The organism is Arthrobacter mangrovi, from assembly GCF_026011795.1.
Classification (GTDB): domain Bacteria; phylum Actinomycetota; class Actinomycetes; order Actinomycetales; family Micrococcaceae; genus Crystallibacter; species Crystallibacter mangrovi.
Genome location: NZ_BRVS01000023.1, coordinates 39702 through 61854 on the forward strand (window position 1 = coordinate 39702; position 22153 = coordinate 61854).

Annotated in this window: 13 protein-coding genes and 2 tRNA genes; 10 read left to right on the top strand and 5 right to left on the bottom strand. The window is 70.5% G+C overall.

All coding sequences use genetic code 11. From position 1 onward, the window contains the following. Window positions 1-15: 15 nt before the first annotated feature. Window positions 16-999 (bottom strand): NAD(P)H-quinone oxidoreductase, encoded by a 984-nt coding sequence (locus AHIS1636_RS16250; protein ID WP_264796885.1) that lies wholly within the window; start codon window positions 997-999, stop codon window positions 16-18. A 77-nt stretch (window positions 1000-1076) separates the two neighbouring features. Between AHIS1636_RS16250 and AHIS1636_RS16255 the strand changes: the two genes are divergently transcribed. The 4 genes from AHIS1636_RS16255 (at window position 1077) to AHIS1636_RS16270 (ending at window position 7422) form a co-directional block, all read left to right on the top strand. Next, window positions 1077-1164: transfer RNA gene (locus AHIS1636_RS16255), tRNA-Ser, on the top strand. A 251-nt stretch (window positions 1165-1415) separates the two neighbouring features. Further along, window positions 1416-2183 (top strand): VOC family protein, encoded by a 768-nt coding sequence (locus AHIS1636_RS16260; RefSeq protein ID WP_264796886.1) that lies wholly within the window; start codon window positions 1416-1418, stop codon window positions 2181-2183. A 223-nt stretch (window positions 2184-2406) separates the two neighbouring features. After that, window positions 2407-4785 carry a bifunctional metallophosphatase/5'-nucleotidase gene (locus tag AHIS1636_RS16265; RefSeq protein ID WP_264796887.1) on the top strand — a complete coding sequence of 793 codons (2379 nt, stop codon included), beginning with the start codon at window positions 2407-2409 and terminating at the stop codon, window positions 4783-4785. Between the two features lie 84 nt (window positions 4786-4869). Next, the gene (locus tag AHIS1636_RS16270) at window positions 4870-7422 is read left to right on the top strand and encodes an ExeM/NucH family extracellular endonuclease (RefSeq protein ID WP_264796889.1); all 2553 of its coding nucleotides are present in this window, start codon (window positions 4870-4872) and stop codon (window positions 7420-7422) included. Window positions 7423-7513: 91 nt separating this feature from the next. On the opposite strand, the gene AHIS1636_RS16275 is transcribed toward AHIS1636_RS16270, so the two are convergent. Then, entirely contained in the window at window positions 7514-9520 is a 2007-nt protein-coding gene (locus AHIS1636_RS16275) for an FAD/NAD(P)-binding protein (RefSeq protein WP_264796890.1), read from the bottom strand. A gap of 204 nt (window positions 9521-9724) precedes the next feature. On the opposite strand from AHIS1636_RS16275, the gene AHIS1636_RS16280 reads away from it, so the two are divergent. Both AHIS1636_RS16280 and AHIS1636_RS16285 read left to right on the top strand, forming a co-directional pair. Further along, window positions 9725-11788: a prolyl oligopeptidase family serine peptidase gene (locus AHIS1636_RS16280; protein WP_264796891.1), complete on the top strand. Its 2064-nt coding sequence runs from the start codon at window positions 9725-9727 to the stop codon at window positions 11786-11788. A gap of 102 nt (window positions 11789-11890) precedes the next feature. Further along, window positions 11891-11979 (top strand) — tRNA-Ser (locus tag AHIS1636_RS16285). Window positions 11980-12076: 97 nt separating this feature from the next. Here AHIS1636_RS16285 and AHIS1636_RS16290 read toward each other — a convergent pair. Continuing rightward, window positions 12077-14215, bottom strand: coding sequence for a RecQ family ATP-dependent DNA helicase (locus tag AHIS1636_RS16290; RefSeq protein WP_264796892.1), 2139 nt, complete (start codon window positions 14213-14215; stop codon window positions 12077-12079). 72 nt (window positions 14216-14287) lie between these two features. Between AHIS1636_RS16290 and AHIS1636_RS16295 the strand changes: the two genes are divergently transcribed. From AHIS1636_RS16295 to AHIS1636_RS16310, 4 genes are all read left to right on the top strand, one after another. Continuing rightward, complete coding sequence (locus AHIS1636_RS16295) at window positions 14288-15706, top strand: phosphomannomutase/phosphoglucomutase (protein ID WP_264796893.1); 1419 nt, start codon at window positions 14288-14290, stop codon at window positions 15704-15706. Further along, window positions 15703-16176, top strand: a complete 474-nt coding sequence (locus AHIS1636_RS16300; RefSeq protein ID WP_264796894.1) for a hypothetical protein — start codon at window positions 15703-15705, stop codon at window positions 16174-16176. The genes AHIS1636_RS16295 and AHIS1636_RS16300 overlap by 4 nt, the downstream gene beginning before the upstream one ends. 22 nt (window positions 16177-16198) lie before the next feature. Next, the gene (locus AHIS1636_RS16305; protein WP_264796895.1) at window positions 16199-16660 is read left to right on the top strand and encodes an RrF2 family transcriptional regulator; all 462 of its coding nucleotides are present in this window, start codon (window positions 16199-16201) and stop codon (window positions 16658-16660) included. A gap of 99 nt (window positions 16661-16759) precedes the next feature. Beyond that, window positions 16760-17932: a globin domain-containing protein gene (locus AHIS1636_RS16310; protein ID WP_264796896.1), complete on the top strand. Its 1173-nt coding sequence runs from the start codon at window positions 16760-16762 to the stop codon at window positions 17930-17932. A gap of 77 nt (window positions 17933-18009) precedes the next feature. On the opposite strand, the gene AHIS1636_RS16315 is transcribed toward AHIS1636_RS16310, so the two are convergent. Beyond that, the gene (locus AHIS1636_RS16315; protein WP_264796897.1) at window positions 18010-20517 is read right to left on the bottom strand and encodes a PEP/pyruvate-binding domain-containing protein; all 2508 of its coding nucleotides are present in this window, start codon (window positions 20515-20517) and stop codon (window positions 18010-18012) included. Further along, window positions 20510-22048, bottom strand: coding sequence for an MFS transporter (locus AHIS1636_RS16320; RefSeq protein WP_264796898.1), 1539 nt, complete (start codon window positions 22046-22048; stop codon window positions 20510-20512). The genes AHIS1636_RS16315 and AHIS1636_RS16320 overlap by 8 nt, the downstream gene beginning before the upstream one ends. Window positions 22049-22153 lie beyond the last annotated feature (105 nt).

Here is a 22153-nt window from a genome sequence, read left to right on the forward strand (position 1 = left end):
CCCGCTGACCTGCGGTTATTCCGCTACGGTTAGGAGGACTTTCCCGATGTGGTCGCCGGAATCGAAGTACTCGTGCGCCGCGGCTGCCTGCGCCAGCGGGAAAGTCCGGCCGACCTGCACCTTGATATCGCCGGAAGCCACCAACGGCCAGACATGCTCACGCACCGACCGCACGATGGCCGACTTCTCCTCCACCGGCCGCGCGCGAAGGGTTGTGCCGATGACCGCTGCACGCTTCGCCATCAGCTTCCCCAAATCGAGCTCGGCCTTGGCCCCGCCCTGCAGCCCGATGACCACCAGCCGGCCGGCCGTGGCCAGCGCGTCGAGGTTGCGCTGCAGGTACTTAGCGCCGACGACATCGAGGATCACGTCCGCCCCGCGCCCGCCGGTGGCTTCCTTGACCTTCTCGACGAAGTCTTCTTCGCGGTAATTGATCAGCAGCTGCGCGCCGAGCGGACGTACGACGTCGAGTTTCGCCTGGGAGCCGGCCGTCACCATCGGGATCCCGCCGAAGGCCCGCACCATCTGCACGGCCATCGTGCCGATGCCTCCCGCGCCCCCGTGGATCAGGACGCTCTCGCCGGCCTGCACGCCGGCGGCCATGAACAGGTTCGAGAAAATCGTCGCGGCGGTCTCCGGCAGGCTCGCGGCATCCACCAGGGAGACCCCGGGCGGCACCGGCAGCAGCTGCCCGGCCGGAACAGCCACCCGTTCGGCATAGCCGCCGCCGGACAGCAGGGCGCAGACCTCGTCACCGGCCTTCCAGCCCTCCACGCCCTCGCCCACGGAGGAGATCCGGCCGGAGACCTCAAGGCCGGGAATGTCGCTCGCGCCCGGAGGCGGCGGATAGACACCACGGCGCTGCTGGACATCGGCCCGGTTCAGGCCGGCGGCAACGACGTCGACAATCACCTCGCCTGCCCGGGCTTCCGGGGCCGCAACATCCCGCAGCTCAACCACTTCGGGTCCGCCTGCGCCCTGGTAGAAAACGGCCTTCATCTGCGCCTCCTGGAACCTCGGGGAAACGGGCTGGTCTTTTGATATCACCAGCGCCTCCATGCCACACTACTAGTCAGGGAAGGTTGTCCGAGCGGCCGAAGGAGCTGGTCTTGAAAACCAGTAGGCGGCAACCCCGTCTCATGGGTTCAAATCCCATACCTTCCGCTCCTGAGAACGGCGAGGGCCCCGGCAACGGGGCCTTTTCCGTTTAACCAACCGGTTTCCTCCGTGGACAGGCCTCCGTTATGCGAAGCCGTCCGTTGTCCGCCGCAGGACGCCCGGACGGCTCTTGTCCGTCCTTCCCGCCGCCGCTATTGTCGGAATTGGCCCCGCCTGCGCGCCGCCAGCCACATTTCCACACTCCTTCCGGCCCCTGAGCGGACCGTCTCCCTGCGTTTGAAGCAAAGGAGCTCCAGATGTCAGACCGCGAAACCTTCCCGTCCGGCATTCCCTGCTGGATCGACCTGATGAGCTCGGACCCGGACAAGGCCCGGGCTTTCTATACCGGCCTCTTCGGCTGGACCGCCGAGACATCCGGTGAGGAGTACGGCAACTACGTCATCTTCTCCAAAGACGGCCGTCCGGTGGCCGGCCTGGCCAGGAACGAACAGCAGGGCCAGCCCGACTCGTGGTCCGTATACCTGTCCTGCCGAGACGTCTCGGCCACCGCCGATGCCGCTGCCGAAGCGGGCGGCCGGCTCCTGGCCAAGCCCATGAAAGTCGGGGACCAGGGCTCCATGGCCGTCTTCCTCGACCCGACCGGCGCGGTCGTCGGCGCCTGGCAGCCGGACCAGATGAAGGGCTTCGGCCGCGAGGGCGACGAGGGCGCGCCCGCCTGGTTCGAGCTCTCCACCCGCGACCACGACACCGCTGTCACGTTCTACGAAAAGGTCTTCGGCTGGAAAACCGAAGAGATGAGCGATGCGGCCGACTTCCGCTACACCCTCAACGCTCCCTTCGAGGAGTCAAGTGCCGGCATCTACGATGCCGCGGCCCATCTGCCGGCCGGCGCTCCTTCGACCTGGCAGGTGTACCTGGCCGTGGCGAACGCGGACGACGGCGCCGCCAAGGTACTGGAGCTCGGCGGCACCGTGCTCCGGGAACCGTGGGATTCGCCCTACGGACGCATGGCCCAGGTGGCGGATCCGACGGGCGCGGCGTTCATGATCAGCACAGTCAAATAGGCCTTCGCTCCCCCAGTCAAGGGGAGGCATGACGAACAGCATGTCCTGAAGGCAATGTTTCAGGAAACTATTCCCCGTGTTCTTACCGCCCGGTAACCTGCAGTTCATCCCGTCGCGATGGGGTGGAACGGGCCTGCGCGCGCGCCGCATCCTTTCGCAGCGGCCGGCGTTCCCCTGCCGGCCGCGCCGCCGCACCTGATGGGGAATGAGACTGGAGAACAAAGTGCCAAAGGCTGCTTCACCCGCGAAGGCCTCGATGGTCGCCGCACTTTCGATCGGCCTGCTGGCCTTTCCCTTCGCCGCCCTGCCTTCCGCGGCTGCGGCTACCGAACCGGAGCCCCGGTCGCCCTCCCCCGCCGCCGGCGGGACCCACGAGCTGAACCTGTTGGGCATCAACGATTTCCACGGCCGCATCGATGCCAACACCGTCAAGTTCGCCGGCACCGTCGAGCAACTGCGCGCCGAGAACCCAGAGGGCACGGTCTTCACGTCCGCGGGCGACAACATCGGCGCCTCGCTCTTCGCGTCCGCGGCGCAGGACGACCAGCCGACCATCGACGTCCTCGATGCGCTCGGCCTCGCGACCTCGGCCGTAGGCAACCACGAGTTCGACCAGGGCTACGAGGACTTGGCCGGCGATGTCATCTCCGGTCCGGACCCGGCCGATTTCGCGTACCTCGGCGCCAACGTCTACGAGAAGGGCACCCGGACACCCGCGCTGGACGAATACGAACTTGCGGAGGCCGACGGACTGACGGTCGGCATCATCGGGGTCGTTACCGAAGACACCCGGACACTGGTCAGTCCGGGCGGCATCTCCGGCATCGATTTCGGCGATCCGGTGGAAGCAGTCAACCGGGTGGCGGCGGAACTCTCCGACGGCGAGGGCGACGAAGCGGACATCATCGTCGCGTCGTACCACGAGGGTGCGAGCACGTCCGCAGACCTGGGCACCGCCACCGCAGCCAGCCCCGTGTTCGAACGGATCGTCAACGAGACCTCCCCCGAAGTCGACGCTATTTTCAACGGTCACACACACCTCGGGTATGCCTTCGACGCCCCGATCCCGGGCAGCGATGAGACCCGGCCCGTCGTACAGACCGGGCAGTACGGTGAAAACGTTGGCCGAATCCAGCTCACGGTGACCGAGGGCGAGGAAGGCGGCGAACCGACGTTCGACGTGACGGACTACTCGATGGACATCGTCAAACGTTCCACTGCCGACGATGCAGCCCTGACCGAAGCCTATCCGCGGGTGGCCGAGGTCAAGAAGATCGTCGACACCGCGCTCGCCGAGGCCAAGGCAGTCGGCGCGCAGCCGGTCGGCTCCGTCACGGCGGACATCACCACCGCGTTCGCGGACGGCAAGCGTGACGACCGCGCCTCCGAATCGACGCTGGGCAACCTCGTCGCGGATTCCCTGGCGGATACCCTCTCCCCGGAGGAACTCGGCGGGGCCGAAATCGGCGTGGTCAACCCGGGCGGCCTCCGCTCCGAGCTCTACTACGTCGACGACCCGGCGCTGGATGATGACGGGCGCCGGGACGGCGAAGTCAGCTATGGCGAAGCCAACGCAGTCCTGCCCTTCGTCAACAACCTTTGGACCACCACGCTGACGGGTGCCCAGTTCAAGACCTTGCTCGAGCAGCAGTGGCAGCTGACCGCGGACGGCGAAGTCCCCAGCCGTCCCTACCTGCAGCTGGGCCTCTCGGACAACGTCAGCTACACCTACGATGCCGACGCCGGCCAGGGCTCCCACATCACCGGCGTCTGGATCGACGGCCAGCAGCTGGATCCGGAGCGCGAGTACCGCATCGGCACCTTCAGCTTCCTCGCCCAGGGCGGCGACAACTTCCACGTGTTCGCCGACGGCGCCAACACCCGGGACTCCGGGCTGGTGGACCGCGATGCCTGGATTTCCTACCTGGAGAAGAACAGCCCGCTGGCCCCATCGTTCGAGCGGCGTGCGGCCGCGGTCTCCGGCGTCCCGGCGGCGGTCGAACCGGGCCAGGACGTCTCGTTCCAGGTCTCCAAACTGGATCTGACCTCGCTCGGGGCGCCGGAAAACAAGACCCTGACGCTGCGCTACGAGCCCGCGGACAGCGGCGCCAGCGCCTTCTCGCGTGCCGTTCCCGCCGCGGCGCTGCCGGCGGAGCTGGGCACCTTCGACGTTACCGACGGCGGCGCAACGGTTTCCTTTACCGTTCCGTCCGAGCTGCGCGGCGGGGCCTTCACGTTGACGGCCGCGCCGTCCGGCACGCTGGTGCGGCTGCCGATCGAGGTCCCGACGGCGGGCCTCCCGGACGAGGACGGCGGGCAGGCCGGTAGCGGCGGACAGCCGACGGACCAGCCCGGCGCCGAAGAGCCGGCGGACCAGCCGCAGCCGGGCGGCGGCGAGCCGACTTCCGCGCCCACTACCAGCCCGCTCGGCGGCGGCACCGCCGGTCCGGACGCGTCGGCCCCGCCCGCCCCGGCCGACGGCTCACTGCCGTTCACCGGCGCCAGCGGCCTGCTGCCGCTCGGCATCGGGGCGCTGGTCCTGATCGGCGGAGGCACCGCCGCCGTCCTGGCCGTCCGGCGCCGCAAGCAGGCAGGACGCTAGCGCTTTCCCGTGGGGCTTCCTTCCGCGAAGGAGGCCCCCTCCCTTTGACCAATTCCCACCACCCGCACCCAAGGAAAGAGAACCATGACCAGGAACACCTGGAAACCGGCCGCCTGCGGCGCCATCGCCGCTGGCGTCCTGGCATCCGGCTTCGCCGCGCTGCCCGCTACCGCAGCACCCGCCGCCTCGGCTGCGCAGGCCGCTGCCGGCGCCGTCGTGATCAATGAGGCGTATGTCAACGGCGGCAGCGCCAACGCGCCGTACACCCACAAGTTCGTCGAACTCTTCAATCCCGGCGACGCGCCGGTCACACTCGACGGCATGTCGCTGCAGTACCGCTCCTCGGGCGGCACCTCAGCGCCCACCGGGGTGGTCGCGCTGAAGGGCACCATCCCGGCCAACGGCTACTTCCTGGTCCAGGGCGGGAGCAACGGCGGCACCGGCGCGGCGCTGCCCGAAGCGGACCAGGCCAGCGGCGCGCTCAACCCGTCGGGCAGCTCCGGCACCATAGTGCTGGCTGGCCAGGCAACCGCGCTGACCGGGCTCGCGACAGGCTCGGTACTGGACGACGAGCGGGTGGTGGACCTGCTCGGTTACGGCAGCTCCAACACCTTCGAGACGGCCGCGGCCGCTTCCCCCAACGGCACTATGAACCCGCTCTCGATGAACCGCTCCGGCGGGGTGGACAGCGACAACAACGCCGCGGACTTCGCCCTCAGCGACGCCGTCACGCCGGTCGCCTCGGACGGGACAGCCCCGGAGCCGCAACCCGAGCCCGAGGCTCCCGCCCTGCGGACCATCGCCGAAATACAGGGCACGTCAAACGTTTCGCCGCTTGCAGGCGACACGGTGGCCGCCCGCGGCGTGGTCACCGCCGCCTACCCCAGCGGCGGCTTCAACGGCTACTACCTGCAGACTCCGGGCACCGGCGGCGAACAGGACCCCACGGCGCGTACCGCGTCCGACGGCATCTTCGTCTACTCCCCCGCCACGGTGGACGACGTTGCCATCGGCGACTACGTCGAGGTCACCGGCAAGGTCGGCGAGCACTACGGCATGACCCAGCTGAGCGTGGACGACGGCGGCCTCGCCCAGCTTGCGCAGCCGGCCGAGGCCGTGAAGGCTGCGGCCGTCGCATGGCCCGCCACGGACGCGGAGCGGGAGAAGCTCGAGGGCATGCTGCTGCGCCCCGAGGGCGCCTTCACCGTCACGGACAACTACTCGCTGAACCAGTACGGCGAGGTCGGCCTGGCCGCCGGCGAAAAGCCGCTCGTCCAGCCCACCGCAGTCGGCGCATACGGCTCGGACGCCTTCTGGGCCGAGACGGAGAAGAACGCGGCCCTCGCCGTGACCCTGGACGACGGCGCCACCACCAACTTCCTCGGCAGCGACCGGAACAAGGACATCCCGCTGCCATACTTGTCCCCCGAGGACCCGGTCCGCATCGGCTCCTCCGCCGACTTCACCGGGGACGTCATCCTCGACTACCGCTTCGACCTGTGGCGCTTCCAGCCCGTGGGCGAACTGACGGGAGACGACCGCGCAGGCCTGCAGCCGGCGTCGTTCTCCAACACGCGCACCGCGGCGCCGGAGGAAGTCGGCGGAAACGTCAGCATCGCCTCCTTCAACGTGCTGAACTACTTCACCACCACGGGCGACCAGCTTGCGGGCTGTGCCGCCTACACGGACCGCGAAGGCAATCCGGTCAGTGCGCGCAACTGCGACGCCCGCGGCGCCTACGACGCGGAGAACCTGGAACGCCAGGAAGCGAAGATCGTCGCGGCCATCAACGCCCTCGACGCCGACGTTGTCGCGCTCGAAGAGATCGAGAACTCCGCGAAGTTCGGCAAGGACCGCGACGCCGCCCTGGCGACCCTGACCGCCGCACTGAACGAGGCACTGGCCGCCGAGGGCGAACCCGCGGAGTGGGACTACGTGCGGTCGCCCGGGGAACTGCCGGCGCTGGCGGACGAGGACTTCATCCGCACGGCGTTCATCTACAAGAAGGACGCCGTCCAGACCATCGACGAGTCCGTCATCCACAACGACACTGACGCCTTCGCCAATGCCCGCAAACCACTGGCACAGACCTTCAAGGTCAAGCACGGCGGCGCCGGCACCAAGTTCATCGTCGTGGCCAACCACTTCAAGTCGAAGGGCTCCGGCGGGGCCACCGGCGAAAACGCGGACCACGGCCAGGGCGCCTGGAACGCGGCGCGGACGGCCCAGGCCGAGTCCCTGGTGGCCTTCGCCGACGGGCTGCAGGAACAGTTCAGCACGGACAAGGTCTTCCTGACCGGCGATTTCAACTCCTATGCGCAGGAAGATCCCATCCGGGTGCTCCGCGAGGCCGGCTATATCGACCAGGGCGAAAAGACCGGCGAGCACACCTACAGCTTCGACGGCATGGTCGGCTCGCTCGACCACATCTTCGCCTCGCCGTCCGCGGATGCCGCCGTGGCCGGTGCCGACGTCTGGAACATCAACTCGGTCGAGTCCGTCGCGCTGGAGTACAGCCGCTACAACTACAACGCCACCAATTTCTACGCGCCGGATGCCTATCGGGCCAGCGACCATGACCCGCTCATCGTCGGCCTGGACCTGCCGACGGCGAAGGCGGAGGCGCACAGCCGCTGACTGCCGCTGACTGCGCAGGCAATGGACCGCAAGGGCCGGCGCCCGGGATTCTTCCGGACGCCGGCCCTTGCCGTGCATCGCCGGCTTCACGCTATGGGACGTCGTCGATACCTTCATCAAGACGCGGCGGGATGAAGCCTCCCGCAACCGGTAGCGGGCCTTCGGCCGCAGCCAGAATATGCGAGGCGATGTCGTCCGCATCCTTGAGGGTGCGGCTGCCTTGCTCCGGCGGCGCTCCGGCCTCGGCGGCGATCGCGGTCCCCCATTGAGCCGAGGAAAGCTGCAGGCCCAGGACGTACAGGCCGCGGGTGGCCTGGCCGCTGGCCCCGACCGCCCGGTAGGGCGGCAGGGTCACGTCCAGTCCGGAGGTGGGCACCGGCAGGCGGTCCGGTCCGAGCATCAGCTTGGTCCGGACCAGGCCGTCCTCGAGCAGGTGGCGCAGCAGCGGCGAGACGTTGTGGGCCACGCGGTTCGCGGGCATCATCGCTTCGACCAGGTGGGCCGCGGAATAGGAGGCTCCATCCACCCAGGGCGAGGTGGCGCGGAAGCGGCCCGTCTCCGGCTCCACCTCGAAGTGCGGATCGGGCCCGACGAAGTCCACCAGGCCGGCGCGAGCCAGCGCCGCGAGCTGTTCGATCCTCTGCGCCGGAGGGCCGCTGGCGAGCCCTTCCACCAGCGGTTCGAACCAGCCGCGCAGCTCGGCCAGCCAGGACTCTTCGGTCAGGCCTCCGTCCGCGACCACCTCCTTCAGCAGGCTGCGGCCCGCATTCAGGGCGCCGATGGCCATCTTCAGCGGGTCGTCCTCCCCGTCGGCCGATCCGGCCGCATCCGCGTCCAGGTACCCGAGCATCGCCGCCTGGTACTCCTCGGCGGAGGCGAACTTCCGGCCGGCAAACGGCTTGGCCAGCGCCTCGACATCGAGCAGCCGGTCCGGCAGGACCCGCTCGGCAAGATAGGCGTGCACGGCATTCAACAGCACCCGGCTGCCCGGCGCGGATTTCCGCGCGAACAGCTCCTGCAGGCCGTCCAGGAAATCCCGCGCGGGCACGGCCACGGCCAGCGGTTCCACCCGGACCAGCGTGGAGTAGTAGGCCCAGAGCACGTCCCGCTGCAGCAGCGGCCAGAGGTCGTGGTCGAAGCCCGGCTGCACGCCGGTCTCGGCGAACAGCCGCGCCGCCGCCGGGGTGAACCAGCGCATGTCCAGGCTCGACGGCAGGTAGCTTTCCAGTTTGGCCTTGGCCCGGTACGGCGTGCCGCGGCGGGACGCGGCCACGAACCGGGGTTCCTTGCCCGACGGCAGGTAGCGCATCGGTCCGGAGTCCGACGCCGGCAGATACTTTCCGCCGCGGCCTTCCGTCAGCTGGATCATCACATCGAAGAAGTTCAGTCCCATGCCGCGGACCAGCACCGTGCGGCCCGCCGGGATCCGCCCGAAGTCCAGGTCCGGCGGCACGTTCGGCGGGAGGTAGTGCAGTCCGAAGCGGGCGGCGTCGTCCTGGAGGCGCTGCTGCTCCGGGTTCAGGGCGGTGGGCAGGTGCCCGAGCGCAAGGACGACGCTGTCCGCCTCCACTTCGCCGCCGTCGGCCAGGTCCAGCCGGTAGCCGCCGTCGTGCCGGTGCAGCCGCACGGCCTCGGTGGTGTGGACGGAGAGCGCCGCATGGGTACCGGCTTCCTCCGCCAGCCGGGAGAAAATCCACGCCAGGTAGCGTCCGTAGAGCAGCCTGCTGGGGAAGTCCGACGGCGCCAGAGCCGCCGCCTCGTCGCGGTCGTCCGCGGGCACGCCGCCGATCGACCCGGCGGCCACCCCCTCGCGCCACGCATCGAAGGTGAGGCCGGCGACGGAAGGCACGGCGCCGGCGTCGAACCCGTCCCCGGGCACGACCGTGGGGAACAGCGACGGGGTATTCATCAGGAAGAGCCGCGACTGCCCGTGCCGCCAGACGTGGCCCGGGCCGGGCGGAAACGGGTCGATCAGGTGGATCTGCAGTTTCCGATCCTGCGGCCGCTGCCGCAGCCGGGCCAGGAGCCGTTCCAGCACGGAGAGGCCGCGAGGACCGGCGCCCACAATCGCCACGCGGTGGCCGTGCTGGGAATCCATAGCCCTTAGCTTATCGGCGGGAGGGGTCGCCTCCGGTTCGGTTCCAAGCTCCCGCTCGAGCCGGAGCGGGAACGCCAAAACGGAGCAGGACGCCAAAACGGAGCCGCCGGCACAGGGCCGGCCTGCCAGGTGCAGCGACCGGTCACCCGCGGCAGCGACCGTGGCTGCCCGGGCAAGGGGCCGGGCTTGCCTAGGATGGAAGGCATGACGGAGCACGGCCACCTTCCCGCGGACGAATTCATCTGGCTCGAAGACATCCACGGCCCGGAGCCGCTGCAGTGGGTGCACCGGCAGAACGCGCGGACGGAAGCCCGGCTGGTGGACGAGGACTTCCTGCGGCTAGAGGAAGACATCCTCGCAGTGCTGGACTCCGAGGACCGGATCCCCTCCGTCACGAAGCGCGGCGGCTACTACTACAACTTCTGGCGGGACCGCCGGAACCCGCGCGGCCTGTGGCGCCGGACCAGCTGGGCGGGCTACCTCGCGGACGACCCCGAGTGGGAGGTCCTGCTGGACGTAGATGCGCTTGCGGCGGACGAGGGCATCGACTGGGTCTTCGCCGGGGCCGGGTTCCTGCGCCCCGCCGACGGCACCAGCTACCGGAAGGCACTGCTGCGGCTCTCGCCGGACGGCGGAGATGCGGTGCGGATCCGCGAGTTTGACGTCGAGGCGCGTGGGTTCGTGCCCGGCGGCTTCGACATCCCCGCGGCCAAGAGCCGCTGCAGCTGGCTGGACGAGGACAGCCTGCTGCTCGGCACGGACTACGGCCCCGGCTCCTTGACCGGCTCGTCCTACCCGCGGACCAGCCGCGTCCTGCGCCGCGGGGCCGCCCTGGCGAATGCCGAGCCGTACTTCGAGATCCCCGGTGAGCACATGCTCGCCCAGGCCGTGCACGATCCCACACCGGGCTTCGAACGCGACGTCGCGGTGGACGTCATAGACTTCTTCAACGCCCGCACCTACCTGCGCCGCGGCGGTGACTGGCTGCCCATCGACGTGCCGACTGACGTGGAGGTCGGCCTGCACCGGCAGTGGCTGACGCTGCGGCCGCAGACGGACTGGCGGCCTGCCGAGGACACCTTCCCGGCGGGATCGCTCCTGGCTATCGGGCTCGACGACTTCCTGGCCGGCAGCCGGGACCTGGCCGTGCTCTTCCGGCCGGACGCGAGCACCTCGCTCCAGTCATGGAGCTGGACCGCCGACTACCTGCTGCTGAATCTCCTGCAGGACGTCTCCTCCCGGATCCTCGTGCTGGATCCCGCGGCGGGCTGGGCCGCCGGGGAACTGGACGACTGCCCGCCGCTGCATGCGGTGGAGGCCTACGCGGTGGACGAGGAGGATGGCAACGACTACTGGCTCGTGGCCACCGGCTTCCTCACCCCCTCCACCCTCTCGCGCGGCACGATCGGCGGGCCGGCAACGGAAGTCAAGCAGTCGCCGTCGTTCTTCGACGCCGCCGCCTACAGCGTGGAGCAGCACTTCGCGGTGTCCGCGGACGGCACCAAGGTGCCGTACTTCCAGGTCGGACCCAAGGACATGGAGTACGACGTCGGCAACCCGACCCTGCTGGCCGGGTACGGCGGGTTCGAGGTGAGCCGCACTCCCGCCTACAGCGGGGTGACCGGTCGGGCCTGGCTGCAGCGGACCGACGAAGCCGGAAGCGGCGGCGTGTACGTGCTGGCCAACATCCGCGGGGGCGGCGAGTACGGGCCGGGCTGGCACCGGGCCGCCTTGCAGGCCGACCGCCACCGCGCCTACGAGGACTTCGCCGCCGTGGCCCGGGACCTGATCAGCCGCGGGGTAACCTCGCGCGAACGCCTGGGCTGCTCCGGCGGCTCCAACGGCGGGCTGCTGGTGGGCAACATGCTCACCGGCTACCCGGACCTGTTCGGCGCCGTCTCCTGCGGCGTCCCGCTGCTCGACATGGCCCGCTACACACAGCTGTCCGCCGGTTCCTCCTGGATCGCCGAGTACGGCGACCCGGCCGATCCGCAGCAGTGGGAGTTCATCCGCACGTTCTCCCCCTACCATCTGCTCGAGGCCGGCGCCCACTACCCGGACACGCTCATCTGGACGGCCACCTCGGATGACCGGGTCGGGCCGGTGCAGGCCCGGAAGATGGCGGCGCGGATGCTGGAGCTGGGTGTGGAGAACGTGTGGTTCCACGAGGCGCTGGAAGGCGGGCACGCCGGTGCAAGCGACAACCGGCAGGCGGCCCGGCTGCAGGCACTCTCCCACGCCTTCCTGTGGCGCGCGCTCACGGACTGACCCGCCGCGGCGGACGGCCCCGCCCCTGTTCGCCCGCAGCCGGGACTGGTTTTGATCTGGCCGGAAATTCTGGGTAGTCTTGATGGGCTGGCAACAGCACCTGGAGACGTGCCAGAGCGGCCGAATGGACTTCACTGCTAATGAAGGGTCGGGGTTAAACTCGACCGGGGGTTCAAATCCCCCCGTCTCCGCGCCAGGCCCCTGACGGTTCCGAAAGGACACCGCAGGGGCCTTTTGCGTTGGCAGGTCGCGCCCGGCACGGGCCGGCCCCGCGCCAGGCGCGACCTGCTAGGCCTTGAGTGCCAGCACAAAGGGCAGCACGGAAGCGGCGCCCGCGCGGCGGAGGGCGCGGCCCGCGACGGTGAGCGTCCAGCGGCTGTCGGCCAGGTCGTCGACCAGGAGCACCGGTCCGGGGTTCTCGGCCAGCCAGGCCTCGCCGCCGTCGGGCACCTGGAACTGGTCCCAGACGTCCGCCAGCCGGAAGGCGCTGTTACCGCCCGGGCCGTTCCTCGGACCGCCGCCGGGCACGGCGAGCTCGCCCAGGTAGGGCAGCCGGCCGATCTCGGACAGGCCGCGGGCCAGCGAGTGGACCAGCTGCGGGCGGCTGCGGGAGGGGATGCTCACGACCGCCACGGGGCGTTCGGTCCAGCCCCATTCGGCCAGGACACGCACGCAGGCCTGCAGCGTCTGCGGATCCAGCGGGCCGTCGGCGGAGTCCCGGCCGAAGATCTCGCGCAGCCGGCCGCCCCAGCCGAGGTCCGTTAGCCGGGCCAGCGCGCGGCCGGTCGAATTCGCTTCGGCCGGGCCGATCTTGCCCTTGACCTCCACCCCCAGCCGGGACATCCCGGAGGGCCACATGGCCCGGGGCTCCAGTTCGACGCCGGCGCGCTGCAGGGAGGCGCCGGCGCTTTCGGTCGCTTCGGCGGCCACCGTGTCCGGATACCAGGCCCCGGCGCAGGTATCGCACCGCCCGCATGGAGCGGCCGCAGGGTCGTCGAGCTCCCGGGCGAGGAACTCCATCCGGCAGCCGCCGGTGTTCTCGTAATCAAGCATGGCGTTCTGCTCGGCCACCCGCGCCTTCGCGATCCGCTCGTAGCGGTCGCGGTCATACGTCCACGGCTGTCCGGTGCCTTCCCAGCCGCCGCCGACCTTGCGTACCGCCCCGTCCACGGACAGGACCTTCAGCAGCAGTTCCAAGGGCGAGCGTTTCAGGTTGACGAGTGTCTCCAGAGCGGCCGTGGAGAGCACCGTCCCGGGCGCCGCGAGCTCGCGGAGCACGGCGTTGGCGGTGCCCTCGTTCGGCATCGAGGCGGTCGCGAAGTACTCCCAGATGTCCCGGTCCTCCGTGCCTGGAAGCAGCAGTACGTCAGCGTTGGGAGTGCCGCGGCCGGCACGGCCCACCTGCTGGTAATAGGCCACCGGGGACGACGGCGCGCCGAGATGCACCACGAAGCCCAGGTCCGGCTTGTCGAATCCCATGCCGAGGGCGCTCGTGGCCACCAGCGCCTTGACGCGGTTCTCCTTCAGCGCCGCCTCGGCCAGTTCCCGGTCCGCGGGATCGGTCCGGCCGGTGTAGGCGAGCACCTGGTGGCCGGCCTCGCGCAGCAGCCGGGCGGTGTCTTCCGCGGCGGACACTGTGAGGCTGTAGATGATGCCGCTGCCCGGCAGGTCCTCCAGATGGGTCAGCAGCCAGCCCAGCCGGGCCTTCGGACCGGAAAGCCGAAGCACGCCCAGGCGGAGCGATTCCCGGGCCAGCGGACCGCGGATGGTCAGCACCCCGCCGCCCGTGCCCGCGGCGGACCCCAGCTGCTCCTCGATGTCATGGACCACGCGGGAGTTCGCCGTGGCGGTCGTCGCCAGGACCGGCACCGACGGCGGCAGCTGCGCGATCAGGTCGCGGATCCGGCGGTAGTCGGGCCGGAAGTCGTGGCCCCAGTCCGAGATGCAGTGCGCCTCGTCGATCACCAGGAGGCCGGAGCTCTGCACCAGGCGGGGCAGCTGCTCGTCGCGGAATCTGGGATTGTTTAGGCGTTCGGGCGAGACCAGCAGCACGTCGACGCTGTCCGCCGCCAGCCGCGCCTGGACCTCTTCCCACTCCAGCTGGTTGGCCGAGTTGATGGCGGCCGCCCGAACACCGGCACGCTCCGCCGCGGCGACCTGGTCCCGCATCAGGGCCAGCAGCGGCGATACGATCAGGGTCGGGCCGGCACCGCGCGCCCGCAGCAGCAGGCTGGCCACGAAGTACACCGCCGACTTGCCCCAGCCCGTGCGCTGCACCACCAGGGCCCGGCGTCCGCCGGCGACCAGCGCCTCCACGGCCTCGAACTGGCCGTCGTGGAAGCGGGCCTCCTCATTGCCGACCAGTCGGCGCAGGATCTCCGTCGCCTGGTCGACCAGCGGAACTGTCATGCTCTCGGTTTCAGCCATGTCCCCCAGTATTACAGCCGCGGCTGACAGTCCCGGTGGGTTGTCCACAGGCATTCCTTATATGCTGGCCGGGTGACCAGTCTCGATCTCAGTGTTTCTTTCCAGGAGTCCTTCAAGGCCTACGACGTGCGCGGGATTGTCGACGAGACGATCACCGCGGCCACGGTCGAGGCCACCGGCGCCGCCTTCGTGGACGTCCTCGGCCTGGCCGGCCGGAGCGTGCTGGTCGGCGGGGACATGCGACCCTCCTCCCCCGGCTTCGCGGCCGCCTTCGCCCGGGGCGCGGCCGCCCGCGGCGCCAACCCCGTGATGCTCGGACTGATTTCCACCGACGAGCTCTACTTCGCCTGCGGAACCCTGTCCGCCGCCGGCGTGGTCTTCACCGCCTCGCACAACCCGGCCCAGTACAACGGCATGAAGATGGCCCTGCCCGGCGCCCGGCCGGTCTCCTCCGACACCGGCCTCTTCGACATCCGCGACGCCGCCGCCCGCTACCTCGCCGAGGGCATCCCCGGCTCCGGCGCCGTGGGCAGCATCACCGAACGCGACGTCCTGGCCGACTACGCCGGCTACCTGCGCTCGCTCGTCGACCTCACCGGCATCCGGCCGCTGAAGGTCGTCGTCGACGCCGGCAACGGCATGGCCGGCCTGACCACCCCCGCCGTCCTCGGCAACGCCATCCTCCCCGCCCTGCCGCTTCACATCGAACCGCTCTACTTCGAACTCGACGGCACCTTCCCCAACCACCCGGCCAACCCGCTGGAACCGGAAAACCTCGCCGACCTGCAGGCCGCCGTCACCGCGCACGGCGCCGACCTCGGCCTGGCCTTCGACGGCGACGCGGACCGCTGCTTCGTGATCGACGAAACCGGCGCCCCGGTCTCCCCGTCCGCCATCACCGCGCTCGTCGCCCGCCGCGAAATCGCCCGCGCCAAGGCCGCCGGCGAACCCGTACCCGTGATCATCCACAACCTGATCACCTCCCGCGCCGTACCCGAACTCGTCGCCGCGGACGGCGGCCGCCCGGTCCGCACCCGCGTCGGCCACTCCTTCATCAAGTCCGTCATGGCCGCCGAACAGGCCGTCTTCGGCGGCGAACACTCCGCGCACTACTACTTCCGCGACTTCTTCAACGCCGACACCGGCATGCTCGCCGCCATGCACGTCCTGGCCGCCCTCGGCCACCAGGACAAGCCGCTCTCCGAGCTCGCCGCCGAATACAGCCCCTACCACGCCTCCGGGGAGATCAACTCCACCGTCGCGGACAAGGACTCAGCCATCGAACACGTGCTCGACGCCTGCCTCGGCCAGGACGTCACCATCGACAACCTCGACGGCACCACCGTCACCGCCACCGACGGCTCCTTCTGGTTCAACCTCCGCCCCTCCAACACCGAACCCTTCCTCCGCTACAACGGCGAAGCCCGCGACAAGGCCACCATGGAACGCATCCGGGACCAGGTCCTCAGCCTCGTAAGGCAGGGCGCATGAGCGTGTCCTGGCGCGACGGCGTCGACCCCGAAATCCTGAAAGACATCGACACGCTCTTCGGCACCGGCCTGGGCATGGCGCAGGAGCAGCTGGAAGAGCACGGCGCCTTCCTGCCTGCCGCCCTGGTCCTGGACAACGGCGGCGAGCTGCGCCTGATCGCCGTGGCACCGCCGGAGACCGGCGACGGCGAGGAGTCCGGCGAGGTGGACGCGGACGCGATGATCCAGGACATCTACGCCGCGCTGCAGCAGCAGAAGGACGGCTTCCGCGCCGTCGCCGTGATCAGCGACATCTACCTGCCGGACCACGACACCGACGCGATCCACGTCGCCACCGAACACAGCCGGGGCACGGCCATCGCCGCCATCCAGCCCTACAGCACGGATGACACGGGAAGGTGGATCTATCCCGACCCGTTCATCGACCCGCAGGAGCGCATCGTCTGGCCGGCCGGCGGCGGCAGCAACTGACCCGCGGGGTTAAAATGCCTGCATGCGGATCAATGCCTTCGCCGATGTGTGCCTGCGCGCCCTGATGCTGCTCAGCGCGTCGCCGGAGGGCGAACTGCTGACCACGCAGGCGATCGCCGACGGCGTCGGCACCCCGTACAACCACGTCAGCAAGGCGGTCCTCAAGCTGCGCTCGCTGGGACTCGTCGACGCCGTCCGCGGACGGTCCGGAGGCGTGCGGCTGAGCGCGCGGGGACGTACGACGACGGTGGGCTGGCTGCTGCGCGAACTGGACGAGCGCGAAGACCTCGTCGAGTGCGAGAGCACCGAGGGCCGGGGCTGCCCGCTGAACAACAACTGCGGCCTGCGCGGGGCCCTTCGCCGTGCCCGCGAAGCCTTCTACCGCGAACTCGACGGCATCGTGGTCTCGAGCCTGCCGCACCAGTCACAAATGGAGCCCGTTTTTGTGATGTTGAACACACGCCGTCCGGAGCTTCCCCGCTAATTCAAGGAACTTTTCTACGCGTCGTAGAAGCATGGATTTAAACCAGCATTTGCGGTGCTACTTTTGAGGCGTCAAACACCTCTGACCCAAGGAGTAACGATGCTCTCGGAGAAGTCCCGCCCCATCATCGAAGCCACTCTTCCCCTCGTCGGCGAGCGGCTCGGGGCCATCACCCCCAACTTCTACCGGCGCATGTTCGCTGCCCGCCCCGAACTGCTCGACGGCCTTTTCAGCCGGGCCAACCAGCGCAACGGAGAGCAGCAGAAGGCCCTCGCCGGCTCCATCGCCGCGTTCGCGTCGGCGCTGGTCGCGAACCCGGACCTCGTACCCGAGCAGATGCTCAGCCGCATCGCCAACAAGCACACCTCCCTGGGCATCACCGAGGACCAGTACCAGATCGTGTACAACTACCTCTTCGAAGCCATCGCCGAGGAACTCGCCGACGTCATCACCGCGGAGATCGCGGAGGCCTGGACCGAGGTGTACTGGCTGATGGCCGACGCCCTGATCAAGATCGAAAAGGGCCTCTACGCGCGGCAGGCCAACGACAAGATGTGGGCCCCCTGGAGGGTCGTTGAGAAGACCTTTGCCGGGGCCGGCTGCGTCACCTTCGTGCTCGAACCCGCCGACGAAACCCCGGTCACCCGCGCCGTTGCCGGCCAGTTCGTCAGCGTCAAGGTCACCCTGCCCGACGGGCTGCGGCAGTGCCGGCAGTATTCGCTCTCCGCCGACGTGGATTCGACCACGCGGCGCGTCTTCACCACGAAGCGCGACGACGGCGGCGAGGTCTCCCCGGTGCTGCACAACGATGTGCAGGTGGGCGACGTGCTGGAGCTGTCCAACCCGTATGGCGACGTCACCCTGGACGACGGCGACGGCCCGCTGGTCTTCGCGACGGCCGGCATCGGCTGCACCCCCTCCGCCTCGGCCCTCCGCTCGCTGGCGCAGCGGGGCTCGGACCGCGAAGTCATGGTGCTGCATGCGGAGAAGAGCCTCGAGGCCTGGGCGCTGCGCGAGCAGATGGTCGGCGACATCGAACAGCTCGACGGCGCCAACCTCCAGCTCTGGCTGGAGGAGCCGACGGAGGGGTACAACAGCGGCTTCATGTCGCTGCAGGACGTCGAGCTGCCCGCCGAGGCCAGCGTGTACGTCTGCGGTCCCCTGCCGTTCATGAAGTCCATCCGAAGCCAGGCGATCGAGGCAGGCATTCCGGCCACCAGGATCCACTACGAGGTCTTCGGACCCGATCTGTGGCTGGCCTCCGCCAACTAGTCCCTGCCCCGGAGCGGTTCCCGGCCCGAACCGCGATTCCGACCGGCCGCCCGGCATCCCCCGGGCGGCCGCGCCCGTTAACCTGCCGCCGTGACGGTGCCCCGGTTGCCGTCCACCCTGACGTGCTGCCCGTCGTACAGCACGGCGGTGCCGTTGCCGGTCCCCATCACCGCAGGGATGCCGTACTCGCGCGCCACGATCGCCGCGTGCGACCCGAGGCCGCCCAGGTCCACCACCACCGCCGCCGCCCGCCGGAACAACGGCGTCCACGACGGGTTGGTGTACGGACAGACCAGGATCTCTCCGCTGTCCAGGAGGCCGAATTCCTCCGGTCCCCGGACCAGCCGCACCCGTCCGGCCGCCTGGCCGCGGCTCGCGCCGGTCCCGGTCACCAGGACTCCCGGCGGCGGGGTGCGGCGGGCGAACAGGACCGCCGGGTCCAGCAACGGCACGCCCTGCAGCTCGCGGCGCTTCGCCGCCCGCGCCCGCACCACCGCCCGGTAACGCTCCGCTACCGCCGGCGGCAGCGCGCCGCCGTCGTCCGCCTGCCGGACCAGCTCTCCCAGCTCACCGAACCGCAGGTGGTACACCTCGGCGGGCTCCGCCAGCACGCCTGCACGGGCCAGGCGGCGGCCGAGCTCGCTGTACGCCCGCCGCAGCACCGGCAGCACCATGGTGGCGTAGAAGTGCGTATTCTCCCGGAACGCGATGCCGCACCTCGCCTCCGCCACCGCGCGCTGGACGGCGCGGCGCAGCGGGGCGAACCGCAGCGCGGGGTGGCGCCACAGCCTGGCCATCGCTTCCCCCGACTGGTCGCGCGCTGCGGGACGCTCGCCGAGCATGGAACGCACCAGGCCCAGCACCACCTCCGGTGCCTCGGCCCAGGTCGGCGCGCTGCTGAGCACGATGCTCACGGTCTCGCGGTGCCCGTACTCGGCCAGGAACGCGTCGAGGGCCTCCCGGACGCCGGCAAAATCCGGGTCCCGCCGCAGCCGGACCAGCAGCTCAGCCGGCCCGAGTCCGCGGAAAGCGCGCGCCAGGTCCGGTCGGGCGTTCACCTGCTCGGCCAGCGCCTCCAGCCCGCGGTTGGCCTGGCTGGTGCGGGTCTCGGCGCCGGCGATCAGCGCGGGTCCGAGCCGTCCGGCGCCGAGCAGGGCCAGCAGCAGCCGCAGCTTCCCCAGCGGCAGGAAGGCGGACGGCAGGTAGGACACCCGCAGCCCGGTAATCAGCGACATCGCCGACAGTGCGTCCTCCGCCGCGCCCAGCACGGCCCGCACCGGCAGTTCGGACAGGTCCGCGGCACGCAGCCGCCCGACCTCGGCCAGGAAAGCCGCAAACCGCGGGTCCTCGGTCCAAAGCGCCGCATCGAACCGGCGGGCGCGGCGCAGCACGGACAGCGGCGCCGCCAGCATGCGCAGCGTGGGCCGGGGCAGCGGCAGGATCAGCTGCACCACCACGCCGTCCTCCTCCGGCAGGAGCCGCGGGAGCGGCGGAAACCGCGCGCCGACGCTGCCGGCCATCCGCTCCAGCATCGCCCCGATCCCGTGCTGCATCCAGCCCGACACATCCAACGGGTACGGCCGCTGCTGGAACATCTCGAGGAAGAAGGGCCCCACCAGCCGCTGCAGGCGGTTCAGCCGCGGCGGCTCCGGCGGCAGCGCGGTCATGGGCCGGGCCTGCAACACATAGAGCCTGCCCGCCGCCAGGGCCCACTCGATGTCCTGCGGGCGCTTGAAGAGCTCCTGCACGCGCCCGCCGAGGTCGGCCAGCCCGGCCAGTTGCTCGGGACCCAGCACCGCCCCGCCGTGCCCCGGCGTGAACCGCCGCAGCGCGCCGTTGACGTCCAGCACGTATTGGTCCGGCGTGAGCGCTCCGGAGACGACGGCCTCCCCGAGCCCGGCCGCCGCCTCCACGACCAGCTCGCCCCGCTTTCCGGTGAGGGGATTCGCCGTGAACAGGACGCCCGCGGCCTCCGCCGGCACCATGCGTTGGATTACGACGGCGATGCCCACCTGGTGCGGGTCGATCGCGTTCCGGGCCCGGTAGGCCATGGCCCGGTCGGTCCAGAGCGAGGCCCAGCACCTGGCCACGGCCCGGAGTACGGCCTGCTCGCCGTCGACGTCGAGGAAGGTGTCCTGCTGGCCGGCGAAGGCAGCCCCGGGCAGGTCCTCCGCCGTCGCACTGGAGCGCACCGCCACCGGGCCACCGCCCAGTTCCCGGTAGGCGGCGGCAATCGCGGCGCGGAGCCGGTCGGGCATTCCCGCGCCGGCGACAAGATCGCGGAGCGCGGCCCCATCCAGGCCGGCGACCGGTTGCCCCGCCGGACCGGCAGCCGTCCCGTCCGCCCAGGGATCTTCCGTCCCCGGCGGGCCTGGTGGTTCGCCGGCCTCCAGCAGACGCGCCAGTTCGCCGCCCAGCCCGGTCTCTTCGAGCAGCAGCCGGTAGGCGGCGGTGGTGACGACGAAGCCCGGTGGCACCGGGAAACCGGCGCGCACCAGCTCCCCGAGGTTGGCCCCCTTGCCGCCCGCGGCCGCCACGTCCGCCGCTCCGGACTCCAGCAGCGGCGCCGTCAGCTCCTCACGCATCGGCGGCTCCTTCCGGCGGCGGAACCTCCGCATACGCAGTGGTCCGGAGCCGGCGCTCGGGCAGGAGCAGCGCCAGCACGAAGGCCACCGCAAGGATCGCGCCGGTGTAGCCGAACAACGGAGGTACGGCATCGGCGAAAGCCGCCGCCACCGCGGCCCGGTCCGGGGCCGGCAGCTGCGCCAGAAGCTCCGGCGTGACCGAGTCCAGCCGGCCGCCGAGGCCCGCTGCCACCGCGTCGGGCAGCGCGGCATTGAACCGCAGCGTGATCAGCGTCCCCAGGATGGCGACGCCGACGGCGGCCCCGATCTGCCGCAGGAAGGTCACCGTGGAAGTGGCCGCGCCGAGGTCCGCCCGGGGGACGGTGTTCTGCACCACGAGGACCATGACCTGCATGACCAGCCCAAGACCGAGGCCGATCAGCGCAACCGACAGCAGGACCCGGGCAAGGCTGTTGCCGGGCCGTACCCCGGCGAAGACCAGCATTCCGCCCGCGGCCACCAGCGTGCCGGCGATCGGGAAGATTTTATAGCGCCCCGTGCGCGTGATCAGCAGCCCGGACACGACGACCGCGAGCAGGACCGCCAGCATGAGCACGAGCAGCAGGCTCCCCGACACCGTCGCCGACATCCCCATGCCGACCTGCAGGAAGGCCGGCAGATAGCTGACGGCGCCGAACATGGTGAACCCGACCAGCGCGCTGATGGCCACCGGGATCGCGAACCCGCGCTCCCGGAAAAGGACCAGCGGGACGATCGGATCCGCGGCCCGGCGGGACGAGGCCAGCCAACCGGCCGTCCCGGCCGCCGCCAGCACGGCCAGCACCGGTGCGAGCCAGGCAGGACCGCGGTAGCTCCCCGTGCTGCAGAGCAGGACAAAGGCGACGATGGCCAGCGTCAACAGCGCGGCACCCAGGAAATCGATGTTCCGGCCGCGCGGAGCCGCCGGCAGGTGCAGGGTCAGCGAGACCAAGAGCAGCGCCGCGAGGCCCAGCGGCAGGTAGGCGTAGAAGATCCAGCGCCAGGAGAGCAGGTCCACGGCGGCGCCGCCGGCCAGCGGCCCCGCCACCGCGGCGGCGATGTAGGCCGAGCCGACCACGGCCAGGAACCGGCCCCGCTCCCGCGGGCTGACCAGCTCGCCGATCACGGCCTGCACCCCGATCATCAGTCCGCCGCCACCGATTCCCTGGATGGCCCGGAAGGCGATCAGTTCCGGGATGCTCCGGGCGAGCGGACAGAGGACAGCGCCGGCCAGGAACACCACCAGTGCCGCCTGCAGCACCCGCTTGCGGCCGTAGGCGTCGCCGAGCTTGCCCGCGAGGGGCATTGCGGCGGTCGCAGCGACGAGGTAGCCGGTGATGATCGCGGACATCCGGTCGAGCCCGCCGAGGTCCCCCGCGACGGCTGGCAGCGCGGCCGCCATGATGGTCTGGTCGAGGGCCGCCAGGAACATGACGGCCAAAAGCCCCGGCAGGGCCCGCCGCAGCGCCGGTGGCACCGCGATGCTGCGGCCAGGGCCCGCGTTGGCCTTCATGCGCTTCGCCTCGGCTTCGGGAACGGGTGGTTCCTACAAGCTACGCCGGCTCCCGGAGGGGCTCAAGGAACCCGGACAGATCAACAGACAAGGAGGGGACCCCCG

Coding starts and splice junctions, on each gene's coding strand:
- AHIS1636_RS16290 (WP_264796892.1), bottom strand. CDS start 14,215: ATGGCTGAAACCGAGAGCATGACAGTTCCGCTGGTCGACCAGGCGACG.
- AHIS1636_RS16300 (WP_264796894.1), top strand. CDS start 15,703: ATGAGCGTGTCCTGGCGCGACGGCGTCGACCCCGAAATCCTGAAAGAC.
- AHIS1636_RS16315 (WP_264796897.1), bottom strand. CDS start 20,517: ATGCGTGAGGAGCTGACGGCGCCGCTGCTGGAGTCCGGAGCGGCGGAC.
- AHIS1636_RS16260 (WP_264796886.1), top strand. CDS start 1,416: ATGTCAGACCGCGAAACCTTCCCGTCCGGCATTCCCTGCTGGATCGAC.
- AHIS1636_RS16305 (WP_264796895.1), top strand. CDS start 16,199: ATGCGGATCAATGCCTTCGCCGATGTGTGCCTGCGCGCCCTGATGCTG.
- AHIS1636_RS16320 (WP_264796898.1), bottom strand. CDS start 22,048: ATGAAGGCCAACGCGGGCCCTGGCCGCAGCATCGCGGTGCCACCGGCG.
- AHIS1636_RS16270 (WP_264796889.1), top strand. CDS start 4,870: ATGACCAGGAACACCTGGAAACCGGCCGCCTGCGGCGCCATCGCCGCT.
- AHIS1636_RS16310 (WP_264796896.1), top strand. CDS start 16,760: ATGCTCTCGGAGAAGTCCCGCCCCATCATCGAAGCCACTCTTCCCCTC.
- AHIS1636_RS16250 (WP_264796885.1), bottom strand. CDS start 999: ATGAAGGCCGTTTTCTACCAGGGCGCAGGCGGACCCGAAGTGGTTGAG.
- AHIS1636_RS16280 (WP_264796891.1), top strand. CDS start 9,725: ATGACGGAGCACGGCCACCTTCCCGCGGACGAATTCATCTGGCTCGAA.
- AHIS1636_RS16275 (WP_264796890.1), bottom strand. CDS start 9,520: ATGGATTCCCAGCACGGCCACCGCGTGGCGATTGTGGGCGCCGGTCCT.